This window comes from Mucilaginibacter sp. OK098, assembly GCF_900142915.1.
GTDB lineage: Bacteria > Bacteroidota > Bacteroidia > Sphingobacteriales > Sphingobacteriaceae > Mucilaginibacter.
Genome location: NZ_FRCM01000002.1, coordinates 741,528 through 766,254 on the forward strand (window position 1 = coordinate 741,528; position 24,727 = coordinate 766,254).

The 24,727-nt window shown below is 40.4% G+C and carries 12 protein-coding genes; all 12 read right to left on the reverse strand.

The annotated features are described in order from the left end of the window. Window positions 1-14: 14 nt before the first annotated feature. On the reverse strand, window positions 15-1,238 hold the full coding sequence (locus BUE31_RS10205; RefSeq protein ID WP_073402977.1) for a multiheme c-type cytochrome: 1,224 nt from the start codon (window positions 1,236-1,238) through the stop codon (window positions 15-17). A gap of 78 nt (window positions 1,239-1,316) precedes the next feature. Beyond that, window positions 1,317-2,045 (reverse strand): hypothetical protein, encoded by a 729-nt coding sequence (locus BUE31_RS10210; protein WP_073402980.1) that lies wholly within the window; start codon window positions 2,043-2,045, stop codon window positions 1,317-1,319. 305 nt (window positions 2,046-2,350) lie between these two features. Then, window positions 2,351-4,120 carry a RagB/SusD family nutrient uptake outer membrane protein gene (locus tag BUE31_RS10215; protein WP_073402982.1) on the reverse strand — a complete coding sequence of 590 codons (1,770 nt, stop codon included), beginning with the start codon at window positions 4,118-4,120 and terminating at the stop codon, window positions 2,351-2,353. A 26-nt stretch (window positions 4,121-4,146) separates the two neighbouring features. Then, window positions 4,147-7,368 (reverse strand): SusC/RagA family TonB-linked outer membrane protein, encoded by a 3,222-nt coding sequence (locus BUE31_RS10220; RefSeq protein WP_073402984.1) that lies wholly within the window; start codon window positions 7,366-7,368, stop codon window positions 4,147-4,149. A gap of 513 nt (window positions 7,369-7,881) precedes the next feature. Continuing rightward, entirely contained in the window at window positions 7,882-8,856 is a 975-nt protein-coding gene (locus BUE31_RS10225; RefSeq protein ID WP_073402986.1) for a family 43 glycosylhydrolase, read from the reverse strand. A gap of 14 nt (window positions 8,857-8,870) precedes the next feature. Continuing rightward, window positions 8,871-11,288: a glycoside hydrolase family 31 protein gene (locus BUE31_RS10230; RefSeq protein WP_073402988.1), complete on the reverse strand. Its 2,418-nt coding sequence runs from the start codon at window positions 11,286-11,288 to the stop codon at window positions 8,871-8,873. A 265-nt stretch (window positions 11,289-11,553) separates the two neighbouring features. Continuing rightward, window positions 11,554-14,025, reverse strand: coding sequence for a glycoside hydrolase family 95 protein (locus tag BUE31_RS10235; protein WP_200801900.1), 2,472 nt, complete (start codon window positions 14,023-14,025; stop codon window positions 11,554-11,556). 127 nt (window positions 14,026-14,152) lie between these two features. Then, on the reverse strand, window positions 14,153-15,514 hold the full coding sequence (locus tag BUE31_RS10240) for a glycoside hydrolase family 27 protein (protein ID WP_083619620.1): 1,362 nt from the start codon (window positions 15,512-15,514) through the stop codon (window positions 14,153-14,155). A 51-nt stretch (window positions 15,515-15,565) separates the two neighbouring features. Further along, window positions 15,566-19,726, reverse strand: a complete 4,161-nt coding sequence (locus BUE31_RS10245; protein WP_073402992.1) for a two-component regulator propeller domain-containing protein — start codon at window positions 19,724-19,726, stop codon at window positions 15,566-15,568. Between the two features lie 279 nt (window positions 19,727-20,005). Next, window positions 20,006-20,893, reverse strand: a complete 888-nt coding sequence (locus BUE31_RS10250) for an AraC family transcriptional regulator (RefSeq protein ID WP_073402994.1) — start codon at window positions 20,891-20,893, stop codon at window positions 20,006-20,008. A 133-nt stretch (window positions 20,894-21,026) separates the two neighbouring features. Then, window positions 21,027-23,699, reverse strand: coding sequence for a TonB-dependent receptor (locus tag BUE31_RS10255; RefSeq protein ID WP_143167081.1), 2,673 nt, complete (start codon window positions 23,697-23,699; stop codon window positions 21,027-21,029). Then, complete coding sequence (locus tag BUE31_RS10260) at window positions 23,696-24,649, reverse strand: GLPGLI family protein (RefSeq protein WP_073402998.1); 954 nt, start codon at window positions 24,647-24,649, stop codon at window positions 23,696-23,698. Before BUE31_RS10260 ends, BUE31_RS10255 begins: the two co-directional genes overlap by 4 nt. Window positions 24,650-24,727 lie beyond the last annotated feature (78 nt).

The window sequence follows — 24,727 nt, forward strand, 5'->3', positions numbered from 1 at the left end:
CTGATCTTACATTTTTATTTATTAATAAAAGCCAATACCTTTTTTACTTGCTGCGGATAGATGGCAATGTGATGCGTATGAACCAATATATCTGCCGATGTCCCTTTAGCTATAGTTGGCGCTATAATTACCCCAGAGGGTAAAGCAGGCATATGGCATTGGATACAGTTTGATTTGATGAACTGCGCATTTAATGTATTTGCCATTTTACAAAAGTTATGATTAGCCGCACTATGGCAGTCAAGGCATTTTTGGATATAAAAAGAGGTGTTGTCCCGTTGGTTTTGATGCGTGTTATGACAGGTAGCGCAATCCATTTTACTATTGATAAAACATTTGCTGCTTTGCAGTAACTGTACCTGGTTACCGTGTACGTCCAGGTGGCCGGTGTCAATAGCGCGCGCAAAATCCGGCAGTTTGAAATTAGCAAGGGTATCGCCGGGCTTAAAGCCGAAGGTTGGTTTCAGCATCGGGCTTTTGTTGCCCGAGTGGCATACTCCACACACATCAAGCCTGCGTGCACGTGGTAATGAACTAAAGCTGGTTATAAATTTTGCTGTTTTTACTCTAGGGTTATTGGTTTGAAACGCTGCATGTTGGGCACCCGGGCCATGACAGCGTTCACAATCAACACTCATTACCAATGAACTTTTATCAAATTGTTCGGCAGCGGTTAAGCGCTGTACTTCACCAGGCTGGCCTGCGATATAACCGGAATGACACTCCATGCAGCGGGAAGCTATCGGGCGGTTAAAGTAAACCTGGCCTGGCATATAGCCGGGGCTCATTAGCCATTGGTTTTGTTTTGCGTAATACGATACGGGTAGCTGGTAGAGTTCATTCCCTTTCCAGTACAGGTAGCTTTCGCCTTTTACGCCACCTAAAACAATATCAAAACGGCGGCTTTCTGCTACTTTTCCATTTAAATAATAGGTTTGGAACAAGCCGCTGTCCCGCTTTTCCATTATAATTTTTTGCGATGGGCTAAAGTTAAATACGTTGAAATTTTTAGCAAAACTGCCATGTATGGTATTAACCGTAGCCGCCACCGTTGCAACATAGTGGGCTGTATGCAGGTATGTGTTATAAATATTACTATGGCATTTTGAGCATGCTACCGCCCCTGCGTAAAGATCGCCGCGGGGATCAGCAGGTTTACTGCTTTTACATTGTAAATAAACAACAGAAAACATTATTGCACCTATTGCAGTAACAATGTTTATTTTTTTATACCGCATTATATTTAATTAAAAACATACCCGGAAGTCCTGCTTACGGCTGCTGTTTTATTGGCGCTCCTTAAACCTTGTCTCCTTTTAAAAATTAAAATCAATACCTTCTTTATGCGCCCAGCTTCCTTGTCCGTTTATCGCATAAAACTGTATAGTTCTTCCTTGCAAAACACCCATAGAACCCGTATTGAGGTAAAATAGATCATCTACATTGTTGTTGCTGGTAAAATCAATGCCAGGCCTCTTAGCCCAGGTTCCCTCCCCCGTTAAATAATAAAATTTTACCGTTCCACCCTTCCGGATGCCTATAAAGCTCCCGCTTAAATAAAATGCACCATCAATATCATAATCACCGCTAAAATCTTTAAGCCTGTTACCAGGAGCCCATGTTCCCTGTAAATTGGTTTCATAAAACTTTATAGTTCTGCCCTGCCTTACCCCTATTGCGTTACCGTTAAAAGAAAAAACACCATCAATACGATCAGGGCTAATAAAATCCCGACCGGCGCTATAGTTCCATTCTCCTTTTTTATTGGTTTGATAAAACTTTACCGTTTTGCCTTGCCGAACCCCTATATAGCTACCGGCAAAATAAAACACGTCGTCAATATCATCTTGTCCAACAAAGTCCTTCCCCTCACTATACTTCCAGGTTTTTTGATCTTTTGTTTCATAAAATTTAACGGTTCTCCCTTCCCGTACTCCTATAAAGTTGTCATTAAGATAAAATACGTGTGTGTGTGAAGTGTTTTTACATTTCGATAATACCATCAAAGCGATGAGCAATGAAAAAACAGTTATAACTTTCCTCATGTAATCAGGGTTTAACAGTCAATAAGTTAAGGAAACCCTAATAATTAAGCCCCCTCTAAATCTCCCCCGGTAGGGGAGACTTTAGCTTCACTCTTTTTTAAAGCCCTCCCTTCAGGGGAGGGTTGGGTGGGGCTAAAATGCTTGAGGGGGGCATTACTTTGTATTTTTCCTTAACTTAACAACATCAGGGTTTAACAATGGTTATTAAGCTAATCAATTTATAAAATTTTCTATACTTCGGTTAACACAAAAAAATGCTACTTCGAAAGAAGCAGCATTTTTTTATATCATTATAATATTAGTAATTAGTAACCAGGATTTTGTTTCAGGTTTGGATTTAACCCTATTTCCGGTTGTGGAATAGGGCATATATCATGTCCCACCGGCAAAGATGTAAACCACACCCCGTGAAGCTGACCATCAGCAGTCGGGCCATAAGGGTAAGGCGTAGGATTCAAACTATCGGTAGTGCCATAATTAGCATGTATAAAATCACGGGCAATTTGTCCCGGCGTTGTTCCTCCTGCCCTGCGCAGGTTATAAAACAGTGAATAGTCGCCGCTAAGCTCATGCCTGTATTCGCTCAATACCATTTGTAATGGGTCTGTTATAGGGGTAGTAGGTTTACCATCATAAGTAAGCCCGTCCTTCATAACAGCTGGTGCGTTTCCGCCAAATGCCCTGTCTCTAACTGTTTTAATATCAGCCAAAGCGCCCGCCACATCGCCGGTATGAACCTTGCATTCGGCCCTTGACAGCAGTACTTCTGCATAGCGAAGCAAGATCTGGTTTTGAGAACCAAAAATTGCCGAGGTACCGTTAGCGCCGGTAAGGTTTGGATCGCGCCATTTTTTTGAGCAATAGTAGCCTGATCGGGTAAGGTCATCACCATACCATGGCGCCCTAAGGGAACCACAAGTGTTGATAATCTTGCCATCATCACCCGCGTAAATAGGATATGGGTCAGTAGGTTTGTTTTTAAGGCCGTTTGCAAAACCTGATTGTACTACCGCATAACCTTTTATACCACCCCATTTGGCAATAATTCCGGGGCTTTGAATTTCATCACCGGGACCAATAATGGTTAATACTTTACGCAGATCGCCTGCCTGGTATGAATAAGAAAGACCGGGGTTACCATAATCATAACCAAATCCGCTTATTTCATGGGGCCAGCTAAAATCATCAATCCAGGCAATTTCACCGCCATTCTGCCAACCGCCGTCCCAGCTCTGTGATTCGCCTGTAGGGAGATCAAACTGAACCTCAAAAAGCGATTCGTCATTGTTCTGATGGTTAAATTCATGCACATCCACAAAATTTGGCATTAAGTGGTAGTTCGCTGTTAACTCTGTGCTATTAAAAGCAGCTAATGCAAGGTCGTATTTCTTTAACCACATTTGCGCCGCGCCCTCAAAACCATATGCAGCTCCTTTTGTAGCCCGACCCAGCTCAGCAACAGGCAGGGTTGATTTGGATAGTAACAAGTTTTCCGCCTGTTTCATATCAGACACTACCTGGGCAAATACCTCATCCTGGCTGCTTCTTGGGGTTAAGCCTGTGCCACCAGGTTTTAATTCTAACGGAACACCTCCAAAAGTACCCGCAAGGTAATAATAGGTCATACCCCTTAAAAAGTAAGCCTCACCTGTTAAACGGTCTGCTAAAGCTGAGGTAACTACGCCTTTGGTTTTTGCGGTAGCTATTATATCAAACGCTGCGTTTGCCCTGGCTATAGCGATATAAGCATTTCGCCAAAAAACATCAATTGCACCAAAAGTAGGGCTTATTGTATAGGAATTCCACGCTATATCACCCCCATCGTTATACCAGTCATGCGAAAAGAAATTGGCATAATACCAGATCGACTTTTTCATCAGGTCACTATTCTGATAGCTATCATAAATACTGTTTACCAATGCCACAACATCCTGTGATTTTGTAAAACTACCGCTAGCAGTAGAATTTTGTTGATTTGTTTGCGTTAAAAAATCCTTTTTACAACTCAGCGGGAACATCAACGCCACAAACAGGCAGAGGGCTATAAGGGTTATATTTTTCTTATTTAGTTTCATGTCTTTAATTTTTTAATCTTCCTTTATTAGAACGTTACGTTTAAACCAACGGTGTAAAATTTGGATGAAGGATAAGTACCGTTGTCAATACCATTCTGAGTTCCAAAGCCTCCTTGTGTCCCGATCTCCGGATCCAAACCCTTGTAACTTGTAATGGTGAACAGGTTCTGAGTAGAAACGTAGATCCTCAATTTTGAAACTGAGAGCCTCTTTAATAACTCTGAAGGCAATGTGTACCCTACAGTAAGCGTTTTTAATTTCAGGTAACTGCCATTTTCAATCCATTGGCTTGACGGAACTGCATTAAGGATAGAATTATCGCTATAGTAGATCCGGGCGAAGGTATTTGAATGATTAGTGGGCGTCCAGGCATTGTTATAATATTCCTGGCTCAGGTTTTCAATACCTGCAAAGCCGCGGTTTTGAAGGGTTTCCTGGTTACTTTCTGCGTAGTTTAAGATCTTGTTTCCGTAGCTGCCATAAAAGTACAGGTTAATATCCCATGCTTTATAAGCGCCATCAAGGTTAAAGCCTCCAAAAAATTTGGGTTGCGGGTTACCTAAACTTACCTGGTCGCTTGCGTTTACAACACCGTCACCATTTACATCGGCAAATAAGCGGTCGCCCGGTGATGTTGCAGCCTGGTAATAATATTTATTAAGGCCACCGGTTTTTGCTGAAGCATTTGCATTTAACGCATCAATTTGAGCCTGGGATTGAATAATTCCAGCTGATTTATAGCCAAAGAATTCTCCTACCGGCTGCCCAATGTGTGTTTCGCTGTAAACTGTCCAACCCTGTCCGTTTAAATTAACAGCGCCGGTTGGGTTATTAAGCGGGTTGGTTATAAAGGTCGATCCTGAGTTTAATGCAGTGAGCTTGTTTGTAATAAATGAAATTGTTAAACCCGCACCAAACCTGAAATCATTAAAATTATGATTATAATTTAATGCAAATTCCCAGCCTTTATTGCTCATGGTACCCACATTTAAGGTTTCAGTATTATAACCCGTTTGCGGCGGCACAGCAATATTCAATAAGAAATCTTTTGATTTTCTGTTAAACCAGTCAACAGTTAAGGTAAGGTCGCCATGTAAAAAAGCCATATCGGTACCTATATCCGTTTGGTAGTCGGTTTCCCATCTAAGGTTAGGGTTTGCAGGCGAAGTTGCTGCGATACCTACCTGGTATACTTTATTAAAGGGATAGCCCAGGTTACCACTGTTAGTTGATGCTAAACCTGTTGAAAACTGCTCCTCATATTGGAACAAGCCGATCGGCCCTTCGTTACCAACCTCGCCATAACTGCCCCTGAATTTTAAATTAGATAACCAGTCAACACCTTTTAAAAAAGACTCTTCCTTGGCTTTCCATGATATAGCGCCCGAAGGGAATGTACCGTACTTATGCCCTACATCAAATTTTGAAGAACCGTCTCTTCTTACTGTACCGGTTATAAAATATCTTCCCGCGTAATTATAACCCAACCTTACAAATTGAGATGCTAAAGATTGAATATTTTGAGCAGTTGTACCAAGCTTCAGGTTTGTAACCTGGGATAGATCCCTGATCTGCGCATTCGGAGGAACACCACTGCCGTTAAAAGGATTATTTGTTAATTCCTGTTCAGTAACACCGCCAACAAAATTTATAGTATGCTTGCCAAAAGTTCTGTCGTACGATATGGTATTTTCCCATAACCAGTCAAACGAGGTATTTAAACTCTGGCTAAAGAATGCATTTTGTGTGGCACCTGCCACAGAACCATATTGATTAACTAAACGGTCATCTTCAGGCTGAAAAAAGGAATTGTTTAAGTTGGTAATAGTTACACCACCGCTTGTTTTAATTTTAAGCCCTTCAATAAGGGTAGCTTCTAATGATGAATTAGCATTAAAAAACTGGTTTATATTTTTATATTGATTATCATTAATGCTATAAACAGGGTTGCTATATTTTGCTATGTAAGTATAAACCGGGTTATAATAACCATAGTTACCCTTGCCATCGTTTATCTGGCTGGTTACATTGCTGCCACCATCAAGCGTTGGGGGTAGCTGAGCCAGGTTCCCTAACAAATTCGACCCGGTACCAAAGGGGTTATTTGAATCCTGGTAGGCATATTTAGCACTTGTTGAAGACTTAAGCCATTTGGTGGGCTGGTAATCTAAATTAAGGCCCAGGGTAACCCGTTTAAAATATGATCCGATAACAATCCCTTTTTGATCGTAATAGCCAATTGAGGTTGCAGATTGAACTTTATCATTACCGCCGCGGATGGCAACGTTATAATTTTGCGTCAATCCATTGCGGTAAAGCGCATTTTGCCAGTCGGCATTGGTAAGTGACGATGGATTACTCCAGCCCGAAAATGTGGTAAATTGCTTTGCCGGATCATTTGCAGCTTGTGCATTAGCCATAGTTGCGAATTGCTGCGCATTCAATAATTTATATTCTTTTGGCTTGCTTTGGTAGGAATCATAGGTATTTAGCTCAACCTGCGTACCGTCCTTTTTACCTTTTTTGGTGTTAATTATAACAACGCCATTGGCAGCGCGGATCCCGTAAATAGCTGTGGCTGATGCATCTTTCAATATATCAATCGAAGCGATGTCATTTGGGTTGATGTTATTCATGCCACCTGTTTCAAGCGGATAACCATCAACAACATATAGCGGACTATTACCATATTGGGCCAAACTACCTGTACCCCTTATCAATATAGATACATTGCCACCCGGGCTGGCATCATTGTTGGTAACCTGCACACCGGCTGCACGCCCTTGTAGAGCCTGCTCTACCGAGGTAACAGGAAGTTTTGCAATTGTAGCGGCGCTAATTGAGCTGATAGCACCGGTAAGGTCAGTACGTTTTTGAGTACCGTAGCCCACCGATACCACTACCACTTCATTCAAATTGCTCACTGTTGCCGATAACTTAATGTTATAAACATTACCGCTGCCAATTGTAACTTCTTGTGATAAGTAACCTATAAAGCTAAAAACAAGCGTTGAGTTAGCAGGAGCCGATAATTTAAAGGAACCGTTAACATCAGTAACTACACCTGTTGTAGTTCCTTTAATCTTAATACTTGCGCCCGGTATAGCAATACCATCTGCAGTGCTTACATTACCTGTAATTTGCCTGGTTTGGGCAACTGCAGCATAGCAGGTAATTAAAGTAAACAAAAAAACGAGCAGCGTTTTTTTGCAACTGTTGAATTTGTAAAACAGTAAATCTTTCTTCATTTTGAGTCATTTAGGATTAAATTTCGATTTGTAATGTCGGGTTGTGGGTGTGTTAATAATATTGCAGGCTGTGATCTTACTTCATTGAAAACCGTAGTAATGGTAATTTCACTTATGTGTACTACTGATTTTCACTTACTTCAAATAGCAAGCTTGCGTTTATGTAATTGGTTATTTTTATAAAATTATACAGGATAGCGTAAAAGGGATAACACTATTGATAACGATTATAGCACAAATGTTAATTGGGATTATATATATTGACAATCAATTAGTTAAGTGCATTTTTATCAAAATATCATTACTAAATGCTATAATAATCATAAGTTGATTTATCATTATTAGCATAGTAAAATGGTTGTTTAAAGCTTTGGGGGATTATGATCTGTTATTCTGCCGCGTTAAAAATTAGCAGGTTAAACCGGGGAGGTTAAAATAACAGGGAATTAAATCTTGAGTCAAAAGTCTTGAGTTCTAAGTCAGAAAAAGACAAAATTTGACTTAATACTAGCATTAAAAGCTGCTTACGCCTGTTGGCTTAATCTTCAAAATATTGCCTTGCAGGTCGAAATTCAGGCTGTCCAAACAGAGCTCCCGCAATACATATTCTTTTTTTTGCGGATGAATGCGATGATATAGAATGTAGTATTGTCCGTTTTGTTTAAAAACAGTGTGGTGGCCGGGGCCCATAGTGGTACTATCGGCGCTGGTTGAAAGTATGGGATCATTTTTCCCTTCTGCCCACGGACCGAAAGGTGTTTTACTTGTTGAATACCTGATTTGATAAGTAGCGTCTATAGCCTTGCCGTACGAGTACATCAGGTAGTACAGGTTGTTCCGCTTTACCATGTGCGGCGCTTCGAAATAATGAGGCGGGGTAATATCTACGGGCTCACCATCAAATGTTACCATGTCCTTTTTTAATTTTACTGCCATGCAATGCCCGTTCACCCAATTGAAACCTGACCCCCAGTATAGGTATGCCTGTCCATCGCTATCAATAAAACAATCCGGGTCGATATTATGAACACCCGGGTATTTATTCCCGGCCACTAAAGGGGTATTATCTGCTTTCGCATTTTTCCAGGGGCCAAGGGGCTTATCACTTACACCTGCCCAAACTTCACTGCCTACTGCCACATACATATAAAATTTACCATTTGCAGCTTTCCTTACGGATGGCGCCCATACCATCGACCCATTGGAGGTTGCGCTTGTACAAGCTTCTTTTGTTGGCCAGTTGATGTGTTTGGTTTCAAACTTTACAAAATCCTTTGTTACCAGCACACCAAGTTCTTTGCCGCCCCATGGGTCAATTGTAGCATAGATATAAAAAACACCCTTATCTTTTATTATTGTGGGGTCGGCGTAATAACCTTTAACAATAGGGTTATTGATAAGCACTTTTTGAGCATACGCTATTTGCGAAAAGCTAAAAACCAATATTATTACTGCGGATCTTATAATACGTTTTTTGAATATGCTCATAAAAGATTTGAAAACTATAACTTAACAACCATTGCCTTGCCAATATAGCTAAAACTTTTATCCGCTTTGCTGCTGATGCCGATGCCGATATTTTCGCCATGATTTTCTCTTACCAAAACAATATTGAAAATATGCTTTTTCACCATACCCGGAAAGCTACCTTTACGGTCAGTAATAGTTAGCTGATGTGTTTTATCATTCCATTTAAAAGTGAATGTTGAAGAGTTGCCCTTTTCGTAGTTATAGTTATCGTTTTCATCTTCATAAAATTTAAACTCACCGTTAACACCGGGGTAGATCCGCAGTTCAATAGCGCCGGCCGGTTTTTCAGTAGCATATTCAATATTTGGCCCCATAGGTACAATGGAACCTGCTTTAACATAAAGCGGCATTGTTTCTATCGGCGCTTCGGCATCAATAGTTTGGCCGCCATTAAGCGTTTCTCCAGTCCAGAAATTAAACCACTTGCTGCCTTTTGGCAGATATACCTTTCTTGTTTTTGTTTGAGCACTTGCGTTACTGCCTGAGTAAAATTGTTGTGTTACCGGGTTTACCAAAAATGCGGGACCAAACATATACTGATCAGGAATACTATAAACATTTTTATCATTCCTGAAATCAAATGCAAGGGAACGCATTATGGTATAATTATCATTGGTAACCTTTGCAGCCAGCGAGTATGTATATGGCAGCAAACGGTAGCGCAGCTTGTCATAATTTAACAGGATAGCTTTGGTTTTATCGTCCCAGTTCTTTGAGAACAAAGCTCTTTCTCCTTTACCGTGGATCCGCATTATCGGGCTAAATGTTCCAAACTGGAACCAGCGGGTAAACAGCTCGCGGTATTTTGGAAGCGACCAATCGGGAATTCCGTCTTTATCTACCCTCGACAAGTAACCTCCGATATCTGATGTCCAGTAAGGGATGCCGGATACACAGGCATTAATACCCTGCGGGATTTGATTGCGTAAGGAGGCAAAAGTACAGGTAATATCAGACGACCATAATGTAGCCGCACTACGCTGCTCCCCGGCAAATGACTGGCGGATAAGCAGGAAAGCACGCTTACCCGGAATATCCCTGCGCCATCCCTTGTAAAGCCCTTTAGAATGCTCCAAAGAGTAGGTATTAAAATAATCTATCCCTTTACCAACTGAAAAATTAGCCTTGCGTCGTTCGTCAAGCAAGCTGCCATTATCAGGTTCGCATTGGTCAACCCACCAGGCGTCCCAGCCGTAACGTTTTACAACACTGTCGCGGGCTTGCTCCCAGTATTTTTCCCTGGCCTTAGGGTTATGGGCATCATAATAACTATCAAACGTACGGGTAACAAAATTATCCCAGGTAATACTTGTTAAAAACCCTTTACTCTTCAAATCATCAAAATCCCGGGTTCCACCGCCAAATACCGGCCATATCGAGATCATAGCATGCATGTTAGCTTTGTGCAATTCATCAATCATTGCTTTAGGGTTTGGGTACCTGTCAGGACTCATAACATGCGATCCCATTGGCAGTGGCGACCACCAATACCAATCCTGCACTATTGCATCAACAGGAATGTGATTATTGCGATAGTTATCCTTAACCCCTAAAATTTCGTCTTGCCCTTTGTACCTGTCCTGCGACTGAAATAACCCAAATGACCATTTTGGATACATCGGAGCTTTACCGGTAGCGGTTCTGTAAAGGTCAATAATCCGATCAAAATCAGGCCCGTAAAAAAAGTAATAATCAACCATTTTACCACTTTCTGATACGTATTTGTATTGGGTATTATCAGCCTCGGCACCATAAAAATTCGATGCGGCGTAATTGTCCCATAGTAATCCATAGCCTTTGTTTGAGAGCATAACTGGTATAGCGCCTGTCATGTATTTGATCAGCATTTCCTGGTTACGGCCCTTGTAATTGATAGATAGTGTATCTTCAGGATGGCAGCCCAGGCCAAAAAGCGCTTCATCAGCCGGTGAGTTAAATTTAGTGGTGCAGTTATAGGTAGAGATCCCGGCTATGGTTGCCGGTTCCATGTTTTTGTTTTCAGCACCTTCGGCAGTTATAACTACACCGCTTTTATTTGTATAAGTTATGGCATTGGTAGTTTTGTTAATGCTGATATTTAGTTTTGATGTAGAGATGATTATTTTTCCGCCGCGCTCCGAAACAGTGAATGGGGTTTTCTCTTTCCATGTATTATTCACAACCAACGAATTTTTTGCAGGGAAAGCGTCAAAAATGGTGTACTTAACTTCAATTATATCTGCTTTACAAATCCTTATATTCATTAAACCCTTATCTAGCTTAAAAATAATGCCATCAGCGTTTTTGGTATAAGAAATTACCGAGGCCCTTGTTGATTGTAAGGATGCCAGGCTAATTATTAAAAATGCGGCGAATTTTAAAAAAAGTGTTTTACTTAAATGGTTTTTCATTTAATACAATTGTTTAGGGCGTAAGAATTTTAATATTATATAGACAACGTTTATACTGGCTTTGATCTTGCTGTGGTCACAACAAAACATCCGGGGCTAAAACTACCCCGGTTTTTTAAAAACCAATAACAACATTGATAATATGTATAAAACAAATGTTTACCAAGAGCACCATTTGGGAGCTAAACAACGCAATTATGGTATTTATAAGTGTTATTGGTTAAAATATCACCTGATAAACCTTAGTTCGGATAAGCTACTTTTATTAAATTTTAGCACCGGTAATATTGTACTTCACCCCTTTAATTGTGTTAAAACTTGTCACATAACCGTTAGCAGTTTTTTTGGAGGTTACCTGCATGCCTGCAATTTTCAAAGATTCATTGCTGCGGATAATACATTTACCACCAACAACAGCCAATACAGATGCGGTTGTGATCTTTTTATTTTTCCAGCTCATGCTTACTTCAAAATTACCCCTGGCTTTTAAGCCGGAAATTTCCCCGGTGGCCCAGGCATCAGGAAGAGCCGGCAATAGTTGAATTTCGTTATTTTGGCTTTGTAAAAGCATTTCGGCCATGCCTGATACGCCTCCAAAGTTCCCGTCTATCTGAAACGGCGGATGGGCATCAAAAAGGTTGATGTAAGAACCTCCCCCGCCCGAATAATTTGTTCCTTCTACATTTGTTGCCCTTAACAGGTCTTTTAACATTTTATAGCTATGGTTTCCGTCAAGCAACCGCGCCCAAAAATTAATTTTCCATGCAAGGCTCCAGCCGGTACCTTCATCACCACGTAATTCAAGGGTCCTTTTTGCGGCGGCAGTTAACTCAGGCGTATTTACAGGCGAGATCTGGTTTCCCGGGAATAAGCCAAATAAATGTGATACATGGCGGTGATGTGGCTCCGGATCTTCCCAATCTTTATACCACTCCTGCAGGTTACCTTTTTTACCAATATGGAAAGGATATAATTTTGCTTTTTTAGCAATGATGGTATCGCGGAACGCTTTATCATCACCCAATTCATTGGCGGCCTCAATTACATTTGTGAACAGATCACGGATGATTGACATGTCCATTGTGGTGGCCACTGATACACTGGCCCTTTTCCCTTTATCATCAAAAAAAGCATTCTCCGGCGATACGGATGGAGCTGTTACCAGGTATCCGTCCTTATCCTTAACCAGCCAGTCTTCACAAAACTCAGCGGCCCCTTTCATCAGCGGATAAGCTACTTCCCTCAAGTATTTTTTATCTTTTGTAAACTGGTAATGCCACCACAAATGCTGCGAAAGCCATGGCGATCCCATTGTCCAGTTGGCCCATGTAGGGTCGCCGTTGCCTTTGTCGCCCACAGGGTTTGATAATGCCCAAATGTCACTGTTATGGTGCAATGCCCAGCCTTTTGCATGGTAAAATTCCTTAGCTGTAACCTTACCAGTAACTGCCACATTTTTAATAAAATCAATAAATGGCATATGCATTTCTGAAAGATTGGCTACTTCGGCAGGCCAGTAATTCATTTGCACATTAATATTGGTGGTATAGTTCGAGCTCCATGGCGGACGTAATTCCTTATTCCAGATACCCTGCAGATTGGCAGGCACGCCACCGGTACGCGAGCTTGAGATAAGCAGGTAACGGCCATATTGAAAGTAAAGCGTTTCCAGCTCAGGGTCTTTTGCTCCTTTGGTGTAAGATACTAACCGTTCATCGGTAGGTAATTTGGCGTTGCCGTTATCTGCCGGAGTTGCAAGCTTAAAAGCTACCCGGTTAAAGTAATGGTGATAATCTGCATAGTGCCTGGTCAATAAAGTTTGCCAGCTTTTCACTGCAGCATTGTTAAGGTATTGCGTAGCTATCTTATTTTCATCCTTGCCTGCAGTAACGGGGCATTTATCAAACCCATTAAAACTGGTTGCAGCCGAAAGCAAAATAGTTACATCTGTAGCATTCTTTATAGTTATGCCGCTGGTATCGGCACTTATCCGTCCATCTTTACTCACTGCTTTTACCTGCAATTCAAAACGCATTCCTTTGCAGCCTGCGCTATCATCATAAGTAGTTGGGTTGGCAGAGTCAACGTAACTTGGATCGTCATGAGCAGGGGCCTTACCTTTCATGGCTATTTCATTGGCAGCAACAGCAACAGTATGATATTTTAAAAGACTTGAAGCCCCAACTTTAAAATTTAATTGCCCGGCCTTATTTGCAGTCAGATGGATAACTATTACCTGGTCGGGCGCAGAGCTGATGATCTGCCTGGTATAAGTGATCCCGTCAATAGTGAACCGCGTTGTTGAAATGGCATCCTTAATATTCAGATCGCGGTAATAGGCAGTTGTCACCGTGTCTTTTAAATCCTGGGTAATGGCTAAATCGCCAAGTGGCAAATAGGATTCTGAATAATAACCCTGCATCTTTTTTGCGTAGTTGTAAGCTTTCGCATAATCTTCTTCTTTAAAAAGCGCTTCCCTTGCTAACAATAAGTTGGCATAAGCACCAGGGTTTACATTGGTGCGTACAGGACCGCCCGACCACAAAGTAGCTTCATTTAACTGAATAAGCTCCCGCTTAACACCTCCAAACACCATGGCTCCTAAGCGGCCATTCCCCAGCGGCAAGGCATCTGTCCAAACCTTTGCCGACTGTTTGTACCAAAGCTTTAGGTTATCCTGGCAAAAAGCACCAAGCGGAATAATACAGGTAAGCAGAATGAGGATTTTTTTCATCATAAAGGTTGTTGTTGCGAAGGCAGGGATTAAGCCTCAAGAATCAGGAAAAAAATTGATATTCAATGATTATTATTAAAAATTTAAATTATACTTTCCTGATTCCTGACTCTTAATCATTAATTCTTTTTCACTGAGGAGATAACTTAAATAATGCCGCCCCGTGCTTGTTAACTTGTTGATGGTAGTTTTGCCTCAATGCACCCACATCCTGCTTTTTCCACAGGTCTCTAACCATTATTTTTCCTATCAGCCCTACAGAAGCAAAAGAGAAATCTATATCCTGGGTCTGCTCGCTTAAGTTAAACATAGCTACATAAACATCCTTACTGCCCTGGGCGTGGGAGTACCAGATCATTTTTCCGTCTTTTTGATACAATTGCCTCGGGTTTTCACCTTGCTGGTTTACCGCTAAAACTTCGCTGTTGTTAAACAGGCTTAACTCAAACGGTCTGTTTTCAGGAAGATTCCCACCAAGCATCAGCGGTGAGCGGAAGATACTCCAAAAGGTCATATGGGTATATTCTTCATCTTCGGTAAAACGGCTGTAACGCTCTTCGCCAACGGGGCCTCTCTTTGATAATTTACCGATCTGGATCATATCGCAATCAGGCCAGTGGCCGGGGCCGCTTACCCCTTCCCATTGCTTTGCATAGTTCATCATCCCGGTTATCTCTTTCCAGTTATCCCAAAAATCATCGGCCATACGCCACATGTTTGCATTTAAAACTGCATGATCTGCCTCCGCTACAGGCGTGGCCCCCGGCGATAAGCTCAATACGATGGGCCTGCCACAATGTGCAATTGCTTTGCTGTATCCTTCAACTTCCGGCTCGCTGTATGGCCTTGACAGGTCATCAACCTTAATAAAATCAACCCCCCACTCAGCATACAGCTCTAACAGGGAGTTCAAATATTCCTGTGCTCCGGGTTTCTTCATGTTAAGCCCGTACATATGGTTCATCCAGGGGCATTTTGAGTTGGTATCGGCAACCATGTCTGCTGTTATTCCGTTAGTTCCTTTTATTGGGGATTTTGCCCAAACAGCCTGGCGCGGAATGCCCCGCATTACATGAATACCAAATTTCAAGCCCAATGAATGTACATATGCTGCCAGCGGACCAAACCCTTTACCGCCAAATGCGGATGGAAATTTGGTTGGCTGGGGGCTTAACCTGCCCCATTTATCCATTGTTAACCAGGGGATGTATGAACCATCCTGCAATCTTGATTGAAACGGGTTGCCAATATTGCTTCCCACCGGGTTATCATACGACCATAAAAAATCAACTACTACATATTGCCACCCGTATTGTTTCAGGTTTTTGGCCATATAATCGGCATTTGCTTTTACTTCATCTTCGTGAACAGCAGAACCAAAACAGTTATAACTGTTCCATCCCATTGGAGGTGTTTGCGCTACGGTTTGTGCGGATGCGGAATTGAAAAAAGAGATTAAAACGACAGTAATAAAAATGGATAAATATTTCATTGGGATTTTAAATTCGATCAATTAGTTAGTTAAAAGAGTTATTATATAAAATTATGCAATGGTTTCTTCTTTTTCTTTACTCCGCATTTCAATTATGTATTCTGAAGGGAGCATTCCGAATTCTTCTTTAAACACTTTGGCAAAATAGGCGGCATTATTAAAGCCTACTTCGTAAGCAACATTGGCAATGCTTAGCTTACTTTTTTCTAACAGTTGTACTGCCCTTTTTAACCGGATGGTTCTGATACAATCAACAGGTGTTTTACCGGTAAGCGTTAATAATTTTTTATAAAGCGAAACCCTGCTCAGGTTTAAATTCCTGCTCAGCTCTTCAACGGAAAAATTAGGGTTAGTGATATTTTTCTCAATGCTTGCAAACGCATTTTTTAGAAATTTCTCATCTTCTGATACCACAACTATATCCTGCGCCTCAACCTCCGTCTGCTTTTGATAGGTTTTTTGGATCCGCAGCAAGCTATGAATTTTTGATAGCAGTATCTCGAAGTTAAAAGGCTTTACTATGTAATCATTGGCGCCGCTGTCAAGCCCCGCCAGTTGATCTTCCTGTCCTGTTAATGCGGTTAATAAAATAATAGGGATCTGGGCCGTACGGCTATCTCCTTTTATTTTTTTACAAAGGTCTAAGCCATTCATTTCGGGCATACTCACGTCACTCACAATAAGTTTTGGATGCAATGCAAGCGCCTTTTGCCAGCCATCTTTGCCGTTTACGGCTTCAATAATATGAAAACTATGCTTTAAATTATCCTTCAGATAGAACCTTAAATCGTCATTATCCTCTATCAGTAAAACAGTTAACTTTTTAGCTGATAAATGTGCACTATCCGCATTTTGCAATATAGCATATGAAGTTTCCTCCTGCTCAGGTGCAGCAACTGCATGTCCTTCATTCAAATCGCCAACAGGTAGTTCAATTATAAAACAAGTGCCATAGTCAGGTTCGCTTTCTATTTTTATTGTCCCGCCATGCATTTTTATAAATTCTTTGGTGATAGACAGCCCTATCCCGCTGCCCTGGTTCAGCAAACTTTCGGGCATATTATCCTGGAAAAAGCGTTCGAAGATCTTTTCCTGGTTTTCTACCGGGATCCCGATTCCGGTATCGATCACCTTTATCTCCAGCATTTTTTGATCTTGTGCAAACACATCCGGGGCCGATAAATTCAGCATAACGCTAATATAACCGCCCGAAGGTGTAAACTTAAAGGAGTTGGAGAGCAGGTTAAAAAGGATCCTTTCTATCTTGTCATGATCAAAATTGGTAATAAACGAATTTACCTCGCTCTCAAAAAGAAATTGAATTTGCTTTTGATGGGCAACATCTGTAAATGAGGAGGAAACCTCCTTTATAAATTGTATGATGTCGCCCTTTTTTAAACAAAGCTTTAGCTCATTGTATTCCATCTTTCTAAAATCAAGCAGCTGGTTTACAAGGTTAAGCAAGCGCTTCCCGTTTCTTTTTATCATTACCAGGTGATTTTGCTGGTCGGGTTTGTCGGTTGTTTTAATTAAATCATCAATTGGCGATAATATTAAAGATAAAGGGGTCCGGAACTCGTGGCTTACATTGGTAAAAAATTTAATTTTCATCAAATCAAGCTGGTGCATGCGGCGAGCCTCTTCACGTTCATTCTCAAGTTTCCGTTCTCCTTCAAGTTTATCCTGTTTAATCTTAAATTCATTTTTCAACTTACGGATCCCCCTATGGCGGATATAAAATAAAAGGCAAACAACGCTGACGAAATAGAACAGGTAAGCTAAGGGCGATTTCCAAAATGGCGGCAATACCTTAATATTGAGGGTTATTGTACTTGTATTTTCCGGATCGTTTATATTGCCGGCCTTTACTTTAAATACATAATCACCGGCGTCTAAGTTTGTATAAGTTGCCTTACGGGTATTATTCGGGGCCGAAAGCCATTGTTTGTCAAAGTCTTCCAGCATATACTGGTAAACAATTTTATCGGGGTTAAAATATTCGCAGGCTGCAAACTCAATACTAAAATCGTTTTCGTTATGGCTTAACGTTAAATTCTTAGTATTAGTAATTGAGCTCTTTAATAGTACATTTCCATTTATGGTATCGCCAACGGCAACGCTCTTATTAAATAATTGAAAATCTGTAAATAATAACTGGGGCTTGCTCTTAGTAATATTTATACTCTGCGGATTAAACATGTTAAACCCATGTGCTCCGCCAAATATCAGCTGCCCATTTTGAGTTTTAAAAGCCGAATAGGCATTAAATTCCCGGCCCTGCAAACCATCGAACTCATCAAACTTATTGATCTGAAACTTATAGTTACCGCCTGTTTTAACTGATTTAATGCTGGCCAACCCATTTGTGGTGCTTATCCAAATTTTGCCATTGTTATCTTCCAAAACCTTTAAAACATCATTTCCGGGTAAGCCATTCGTTTCATTAAGATTATAGAATTTACCGTTTTGTGCATTTAAAATACTTATCCCATCTTTTGTTCCTATCCATATCATTCCTTTGCTATCCTGGATAATACTGTTTACATCATTCCCAATTAAACTGTTAGGATTATTGGGGTTATTAACATAGTGTTTGGCTATACTTTTCCCATTCTTTATAAAATCAATGCCCCTGTCTCTTCCTATCCAGATATTTTTTTGTTTATCCTCATATATTACCGCGGTATAATTGGAAAGCATTTGGTAATTGGGATGCAAAAAACTATTGGATGCCCTGTCAAAAATATTTGTGCTGCCGGCAAAAGTGCCCACCCATAATTTTAATGAGGAGTCCTCCATAATACTATAAACCCTATCGTCAGAAATACTCGAAGGGATATTGTCATTATGCCGGTAATGGATAAACGTTTTCCCATCAAAACAATCCAGCCCACCAAAATAGGTCCCAATCCAAAGCTTATGCTCATGATCAATACACAAGCTAATAACTATGTCATTGGCAATGCTATTAGGATTATTAGGATCATGTTTAAACTGTACATATTTTTTAGTGGCCGAATTATAGTTGAGCAGTCCGCCTCCATTTGTACCTATCCACAAATTCCCTCCGGTGTCATCGGCAAAACAATCAACATCCTCATAAGGCAGGCTTTTAGCGTCAGAGACATAGTGCCTGATCAGCGGGAACTGGATTATACTTTTATGATAATAGCTGATCCCCTGTTTAAAGGTACCGGCCCAAATTATACCGGTATTATCTTTATAAAGCACCACACTGTTACCCTGCAATGATTTTGGGTCATCTTCCCTGTTCAAAAGATATTGAATACTATTGGTTACAGGGTCTATCCGGTTAATGCCGCCATGATCAGTTCCTATCCATATTTTATTATCATCACCTAGTATAATATTATAAATAACATTATAGTTAAGCCTTATATCGCCAGTCTCCGTAGTAAAATGATCAAGTTTGTCGGTATTTATACCATAGCGGTAAACCCCAATAGGGCTGCTTGCAGCATACAGCCATAAGTTATCGCTATTATCAAACGTTGCCGAATAAAGCTCGGGCTTATTATTGTTAGCCTTAGCTAACTTGTTTGAGCTGGAAACGATCGTATTGGTCAGAGGATCCAGTTTATCAATTTTTCCGTCGGCGTAAATAAGCCACATAAAATTATGATTGTCTTCAACAACATCTGTTACGGCATCTGAGTGTAATATGGCTATTGAGTTATTACCTGCGCTGTTGAAAAAGCTGGTCGTATTGTTTTTAGGATCATAACAGTATAAACCCTCGTTATTTGTTAAAAACCAAAAGTTTCCTCTTTTGTCTTTTTTAATTAAGGTTAACTGGTCTGTTAAAACTTTATATTTAGCCAGTTCGCGGGCAACATCATTTGAAAACTTTTCGGTAGTGGAATTATAAATACTAAAACCGATATGCGTTTTTATCCAGAGCATTTTTTGGGGTCCCTCAAAAATACCTGTAACGGAATTATCTGCTAATGAATTGGGATTGTTCGCCGAATGTTTAAACACCCTGAACTTATACCCGTCATACCTGTTTAACCCGGAAATTGTGCCAAACCACATAAATCCGTTTGAGTCTTTAAAAATGCTGTTTACCTGGTTAACTGAAAGCCCGTTGGTAATATCAAGGTGCGAGAACTGGTACGCTGTATTTTGGGCATACAACCATTGTTGCATTATAACAAACAGGATAACCGGTAAGTAAACTTTAAAACGCATAATATTAAGCTACTGGTATAATTGGCAATACCTAAAAATGTATATTACAATACTAATGTATGGAATAATTGTTAAAACAACAGTAATAATTAACTAAACAGCCTGCATATCATAATTATTCCATTAATTATTTATAAATGCACTTCAACCACATTTGCTGAATTTACCAGGTTTACTTATTGGTTGATATGAAATACACATTGTAAAGTTATTGATTTATAGCCGTAACCTGATGCCGCAAATGTTAACTATGATACGAAAACTGTTAGGCAGAGCGGATCAGATATAAACTTTTCCGGAGGTATAGGTTTCTCTGAATTCTTTGGGAACGCATAATTTTTTACGTTTAAAAGCCCTGTTAAAATTAGAAATATTGTTGAAACCACATTTATAAGCTATAAGGGCGATCGTAAAATTAGTGTCGGCCAGCATCCGGGATGCATGCCCCAGCCTTATTTCATTTACAGTGTCAATAAATGATTTTCCTGTTCGTTTTTTAAAAAACCTGCTGAAAGATACTGTGGGCATATTTGCAATTTCGGCAGCCTCGGCAAGGGCTATACGTTTTTCATAATTATCATACAAAAATTCAAAAACCTTTTCAACCCGTCTGCTCTTGTACAAGAATTTTTCATTTGAAAAGCCAGGTTCCGAAAGCAGCTTAATACTGGGTGAAACAGATAAGGTATGCAGAATCGACAGCAGCTCTAACACCGCTTCAAACTGTACTTTTTGCTTTAAATTTATAATCCGGTCAACCACATTAGCCGCAGTTTCCTGCGGAAAAAGAATTCCCCGCTGTGCATTATTAAACATATTTTTAAGCACGCTAAGCTGGTTTCTTTTTAAAAAGCCCTCGCCAAACAGATCCTTGTGAAACTGTATGGTAATTTCGGTAATTGCCTCCGAGGTGCATAGGTGTGTAAACCAGGAATGGTACAGGTTGGGGCCTATAAATACCAGCTCAACATCATCTATTACACCTATGCTTCCACCAATAACCCTTTTGGCTCCTTTTGCATTTAATATCAGCGTAAGCTCATACTCATTATGGTAATGCAACGGGAAATCAAACCCTTTTTTTACTCTTGATGATATGGTAAAACAATCGCCTGTGGTTAAAGGTGTTATTTCGTGCATTACACCCGGAGTTGATACTTGATACATTGCTGAAATAATTGGGTGATATAGTTTCCTTTTGTAAAACTATAGCATTACAATTTTTCCGCACCCCACAAAAGTTAATGTTTAATATAACAAATGTTAACTAAAGGGGTATAAGCGGCTTAATTACCAAAATTTAAAGATTAAAAGTAGCCTTAACCAGCAGAATGCGGCCCGGAATTGTGTAGGTATTGGATGTAAACGTATTTGCCGATAAATAAAGCGCGCTATATTTTCTGGTATCGAAAAGATTGTTGGCGCTTAGTTCCACATCTGTTTTAATCTTGTTAAATCTGTACCTTACCGATGCATCTGCAAAAATATATTTCTGATTATTGAGCTGATCCTGGTGACTGTAATAATCATCCCCGGATAACTTAATGAACAGGTTGACCAGCGGATTATAATTTATGGATGCCTGCTGATAAATGCTTTTTATAGCCGTACCTGATGCCGAAACCGGTGATTTGCTGCTGAGCTGGTTGTAAATTACTTTATAGCTGAGATTCAGCGCATCGGTTATTTTTGTTTCGGCGCTTGCACTTTCAGTTGCCGATACAGTTTTATAGGGTAAAAGAATGTTGTTTTGCAGCTGATTTGAGCTATTTGACTGCCATGACACACCACCACTGATAGTGGTACGCAATGCAAACACATATTTACTGATGTAGCCATTAAGCATCCATGAGTTTGTATGGTTAACATAGGGCAGCACTATGTTTTGCTCAATGTTATTACTGATAATGCTTGAGGCAATGTTATTGGCCGTTACGTGATCATACGAGGCCGTAATGCTAAAAAAGAAGAGGGTTATGGCTTTACGGTAATTAAAGCCAAGCGCTGCAGTTTGATCCCGTTGTTCTGTAAGGGCAGAATTATTGGCATTTAGTGTACGGTAATCTTTCAAAACATATCCCCGGTAAATATCCTCGATACTCCCTATCTTGTTTTTAAGATCATAAACCAGGCTGAAATAGTTTTCAATGCCGCTTTGATACTTTACAAATAACCTGGGGGTAAAATATAGATGGGTTGTTTGTTTATCAAAAGCAAACAGGTTATCGGTATAATGGATCTGCTGCAGGCTTAACGGTAAGGTTAAGTTTACCTTAAGTATTTTGCCCGGGAAATCATACCCCGCCTCTGCATATAGCTTTTGCCGCGACCAGTTTAAATTGTTCTGCGTACTATCTGTTACCAAATTAACGGTATTGTTGGTTTGTACCGCGCTTAAAGTAGAAACTAATTTTTGCTGTTGCAAGCTAAAACCAACCTTGTAGCTTTGTGTAACATAATCTGATGGCAACTTGTAAGCAAAGTAATTATTTGTAAACCAGGTTGGCACATTAACCTTTTGATTTAGCTGACTGTAAGGATTGCCGTTATTGAAGATTGCGGGGTTTAAACCGGGATTAATGGATAAGTTTTCCGGTTCGGCAATATGGTTCAGGTACGAATAAACTTCAATAATATTATTTGTCTTAAATGTTTTCATGAGGTTAAACTCGTTGGAGAAATCGGCAATATTGTCCTTAAAAACCTGGTTCACCGCCGTCCCGTTAGTAACCAATGCCGAATAATTGGTGTTGTGATTATAATCAGCTATTAAAGCATCGTTTAAATAGTATTTATCCTTATTAATATTTAAGGTAAGCTGCCCGTGCAAAATGTCGGGGCGGCGTTTGTTATGCTGAATTTCCGAATAACGTACCGTATCATTTGGCAGGTAGATAGCTGTTTGCTTTTGATAATCCTGCAGTTGTGTATCATGCAGGTAATAAAGGTTAGCCTTTAGCTGAACATCCTTTTGCAGGTGTACCAGGTTATTGAGGTTGATAATACCAGCCTGGTTAAACAAATACCTGTTTCGCGGCAGGTCGGGGTCAGTTGCGGTACCGGTAGAAAGCAGGGTAGCGGGTTTATTGTTATCTATCCGTTGCAGGTAATCTGATAAATTATGCGATACCAGGTCATTCTGAACATCAACCCCGGTATTGTTACCTTTAAGGTAGTTAATGGCTTTAAAGTTATCCTTAAACATCATCGCGTTAAGGTCCTCGTCATATTTGCCGGGCGTACCGCCACCTACTGTTTCCTGCCCTATCAGTTGCAGCTTTGCATCTTTTTTAAAAGTGAGGTTAAGGGCAACGTCTTCACTCACCACTTTGTCCTTCAGCATCTTAATCGGCTGATGATTTTCTATTACCTGCACCTGGTCAACCACACCATTTGGAATGCTGCTGGTGGCAATGTTATATTTATCATCAAGCAGGTTATCGCCACCGATATAAAGGTTGGAGATTCCCTTCCCATTGTAAGAAATTCTGCCATCAGCCGCAACCTGGATCCCCGGCAGTTTTTTAATTACATCACCTATAACCCTGTCCTGCGGATTGCTGAAATCAGATACTTTGTAGCTTAACGTATCTCCGCTGGTTTTAAGAAAAGGCCTTTTATCCTTTACAATTACCGTTTGCAGTTGATTGGTTGCTACTGGCAATATAAAGTTGTATGGCGCTGTAAAATCCGTTACTGAATTGGCTTGTTTTATAAAACCAATGCAGCTTGCTTCAATTGTTAAGCCATTTCTTGGGGCATCTGCGGGTAAATGCAGGGTAAACTCGCCTTTATTGTTGCTCACTGCATAGCTTAAAATTGAGCTACCGGCACCTTTTAAATTTATAGTTGCAAAAGATATCCCTTTGCCGGTACTGTCTTTAACTGTGCCTTTTAAATTTTGTGCAAAGCATCCAAAAGAAAGCAACATTACGGAAAGAAAGATCAATGCAAATTTGCTGAATCTGATCATTTCTTTTCGGGCAGCTCTATTGGGTTATTAATTACAGGACCGTCTCCAATTTTTAATTTAATGTCCTGCTTAGGACCCGAACGATTAAACTGCATGTTTCCGCCTGACCCGCCCATTGCAGAATGTACAAAAGCATCGGGGTCTTTCTTCATGGCTTCTCTTAAATTAGCAAACTCCTTTTCGGTGGTTTTTATCCCGCCCGATGGTAGTTGAATTACATTAGGATCACCTTCATCATCCATATCAAAAAGCCTTATTTCATGGCCGCCTCCTGCAGGCTGTTGATCAGCGCTGGCAACAGGACTTGCTTTAGGCGTTTTACTCAGATCTTCAATCCCCTCAAACTTAAATTCCACTTCTTTTTTAGCATCATAAGCTTCAAGGATAACACCGGGTAAACCATTTAATTTCCATGGGCCACTATGAAAAGGCAGATCGGGGCAAAACCATGCGGTATAGTCGCGCCCCCTGAAATGGGCAGTTGCTTTTTGACAATGCAAGCCGGCAAAGCTGGCTGTATCACTGCTGATTTTCCAGTCGATTGCTGCCATGGGCTCTTCAATCAGGTAGCTATTGATAAGCTTCTCTTTTCTTATCAATTTTCCTTCAACAGGAAATTGATAATACTCTGTACTTGAGCCAGAGCCCTTACCCCTCATAATTTTTATCGGGCCATTCGGGTTAGCAGCCATTTGCTCCTGCACTTGTTTTCTTACTAAAGCATCGGCCATTTTTTTGTCGTAGCTTTTATAGGCGCTTGAGTTTTTGCCCAGGAACAGGATCATATTTTCATTATAAATATCATTCCTTTTGGTTGTATCCCTCAGGTGCGAAAATTTATAATGAACAACAGCCTGTGCTGTTTCGGGTTGGCTTTGCTGTGCTTTGCCCGAAACTGATAACAGGCCAAAAGCAACGCACAGAACGAAAATTGAACGTAATGTTTTCATGATCATAATTTTATTTAAAGTAATAGTAGGGCAACCATTTCGCTCTTTAAAAACTCAGGTGCAAACAGAAGTTTTACA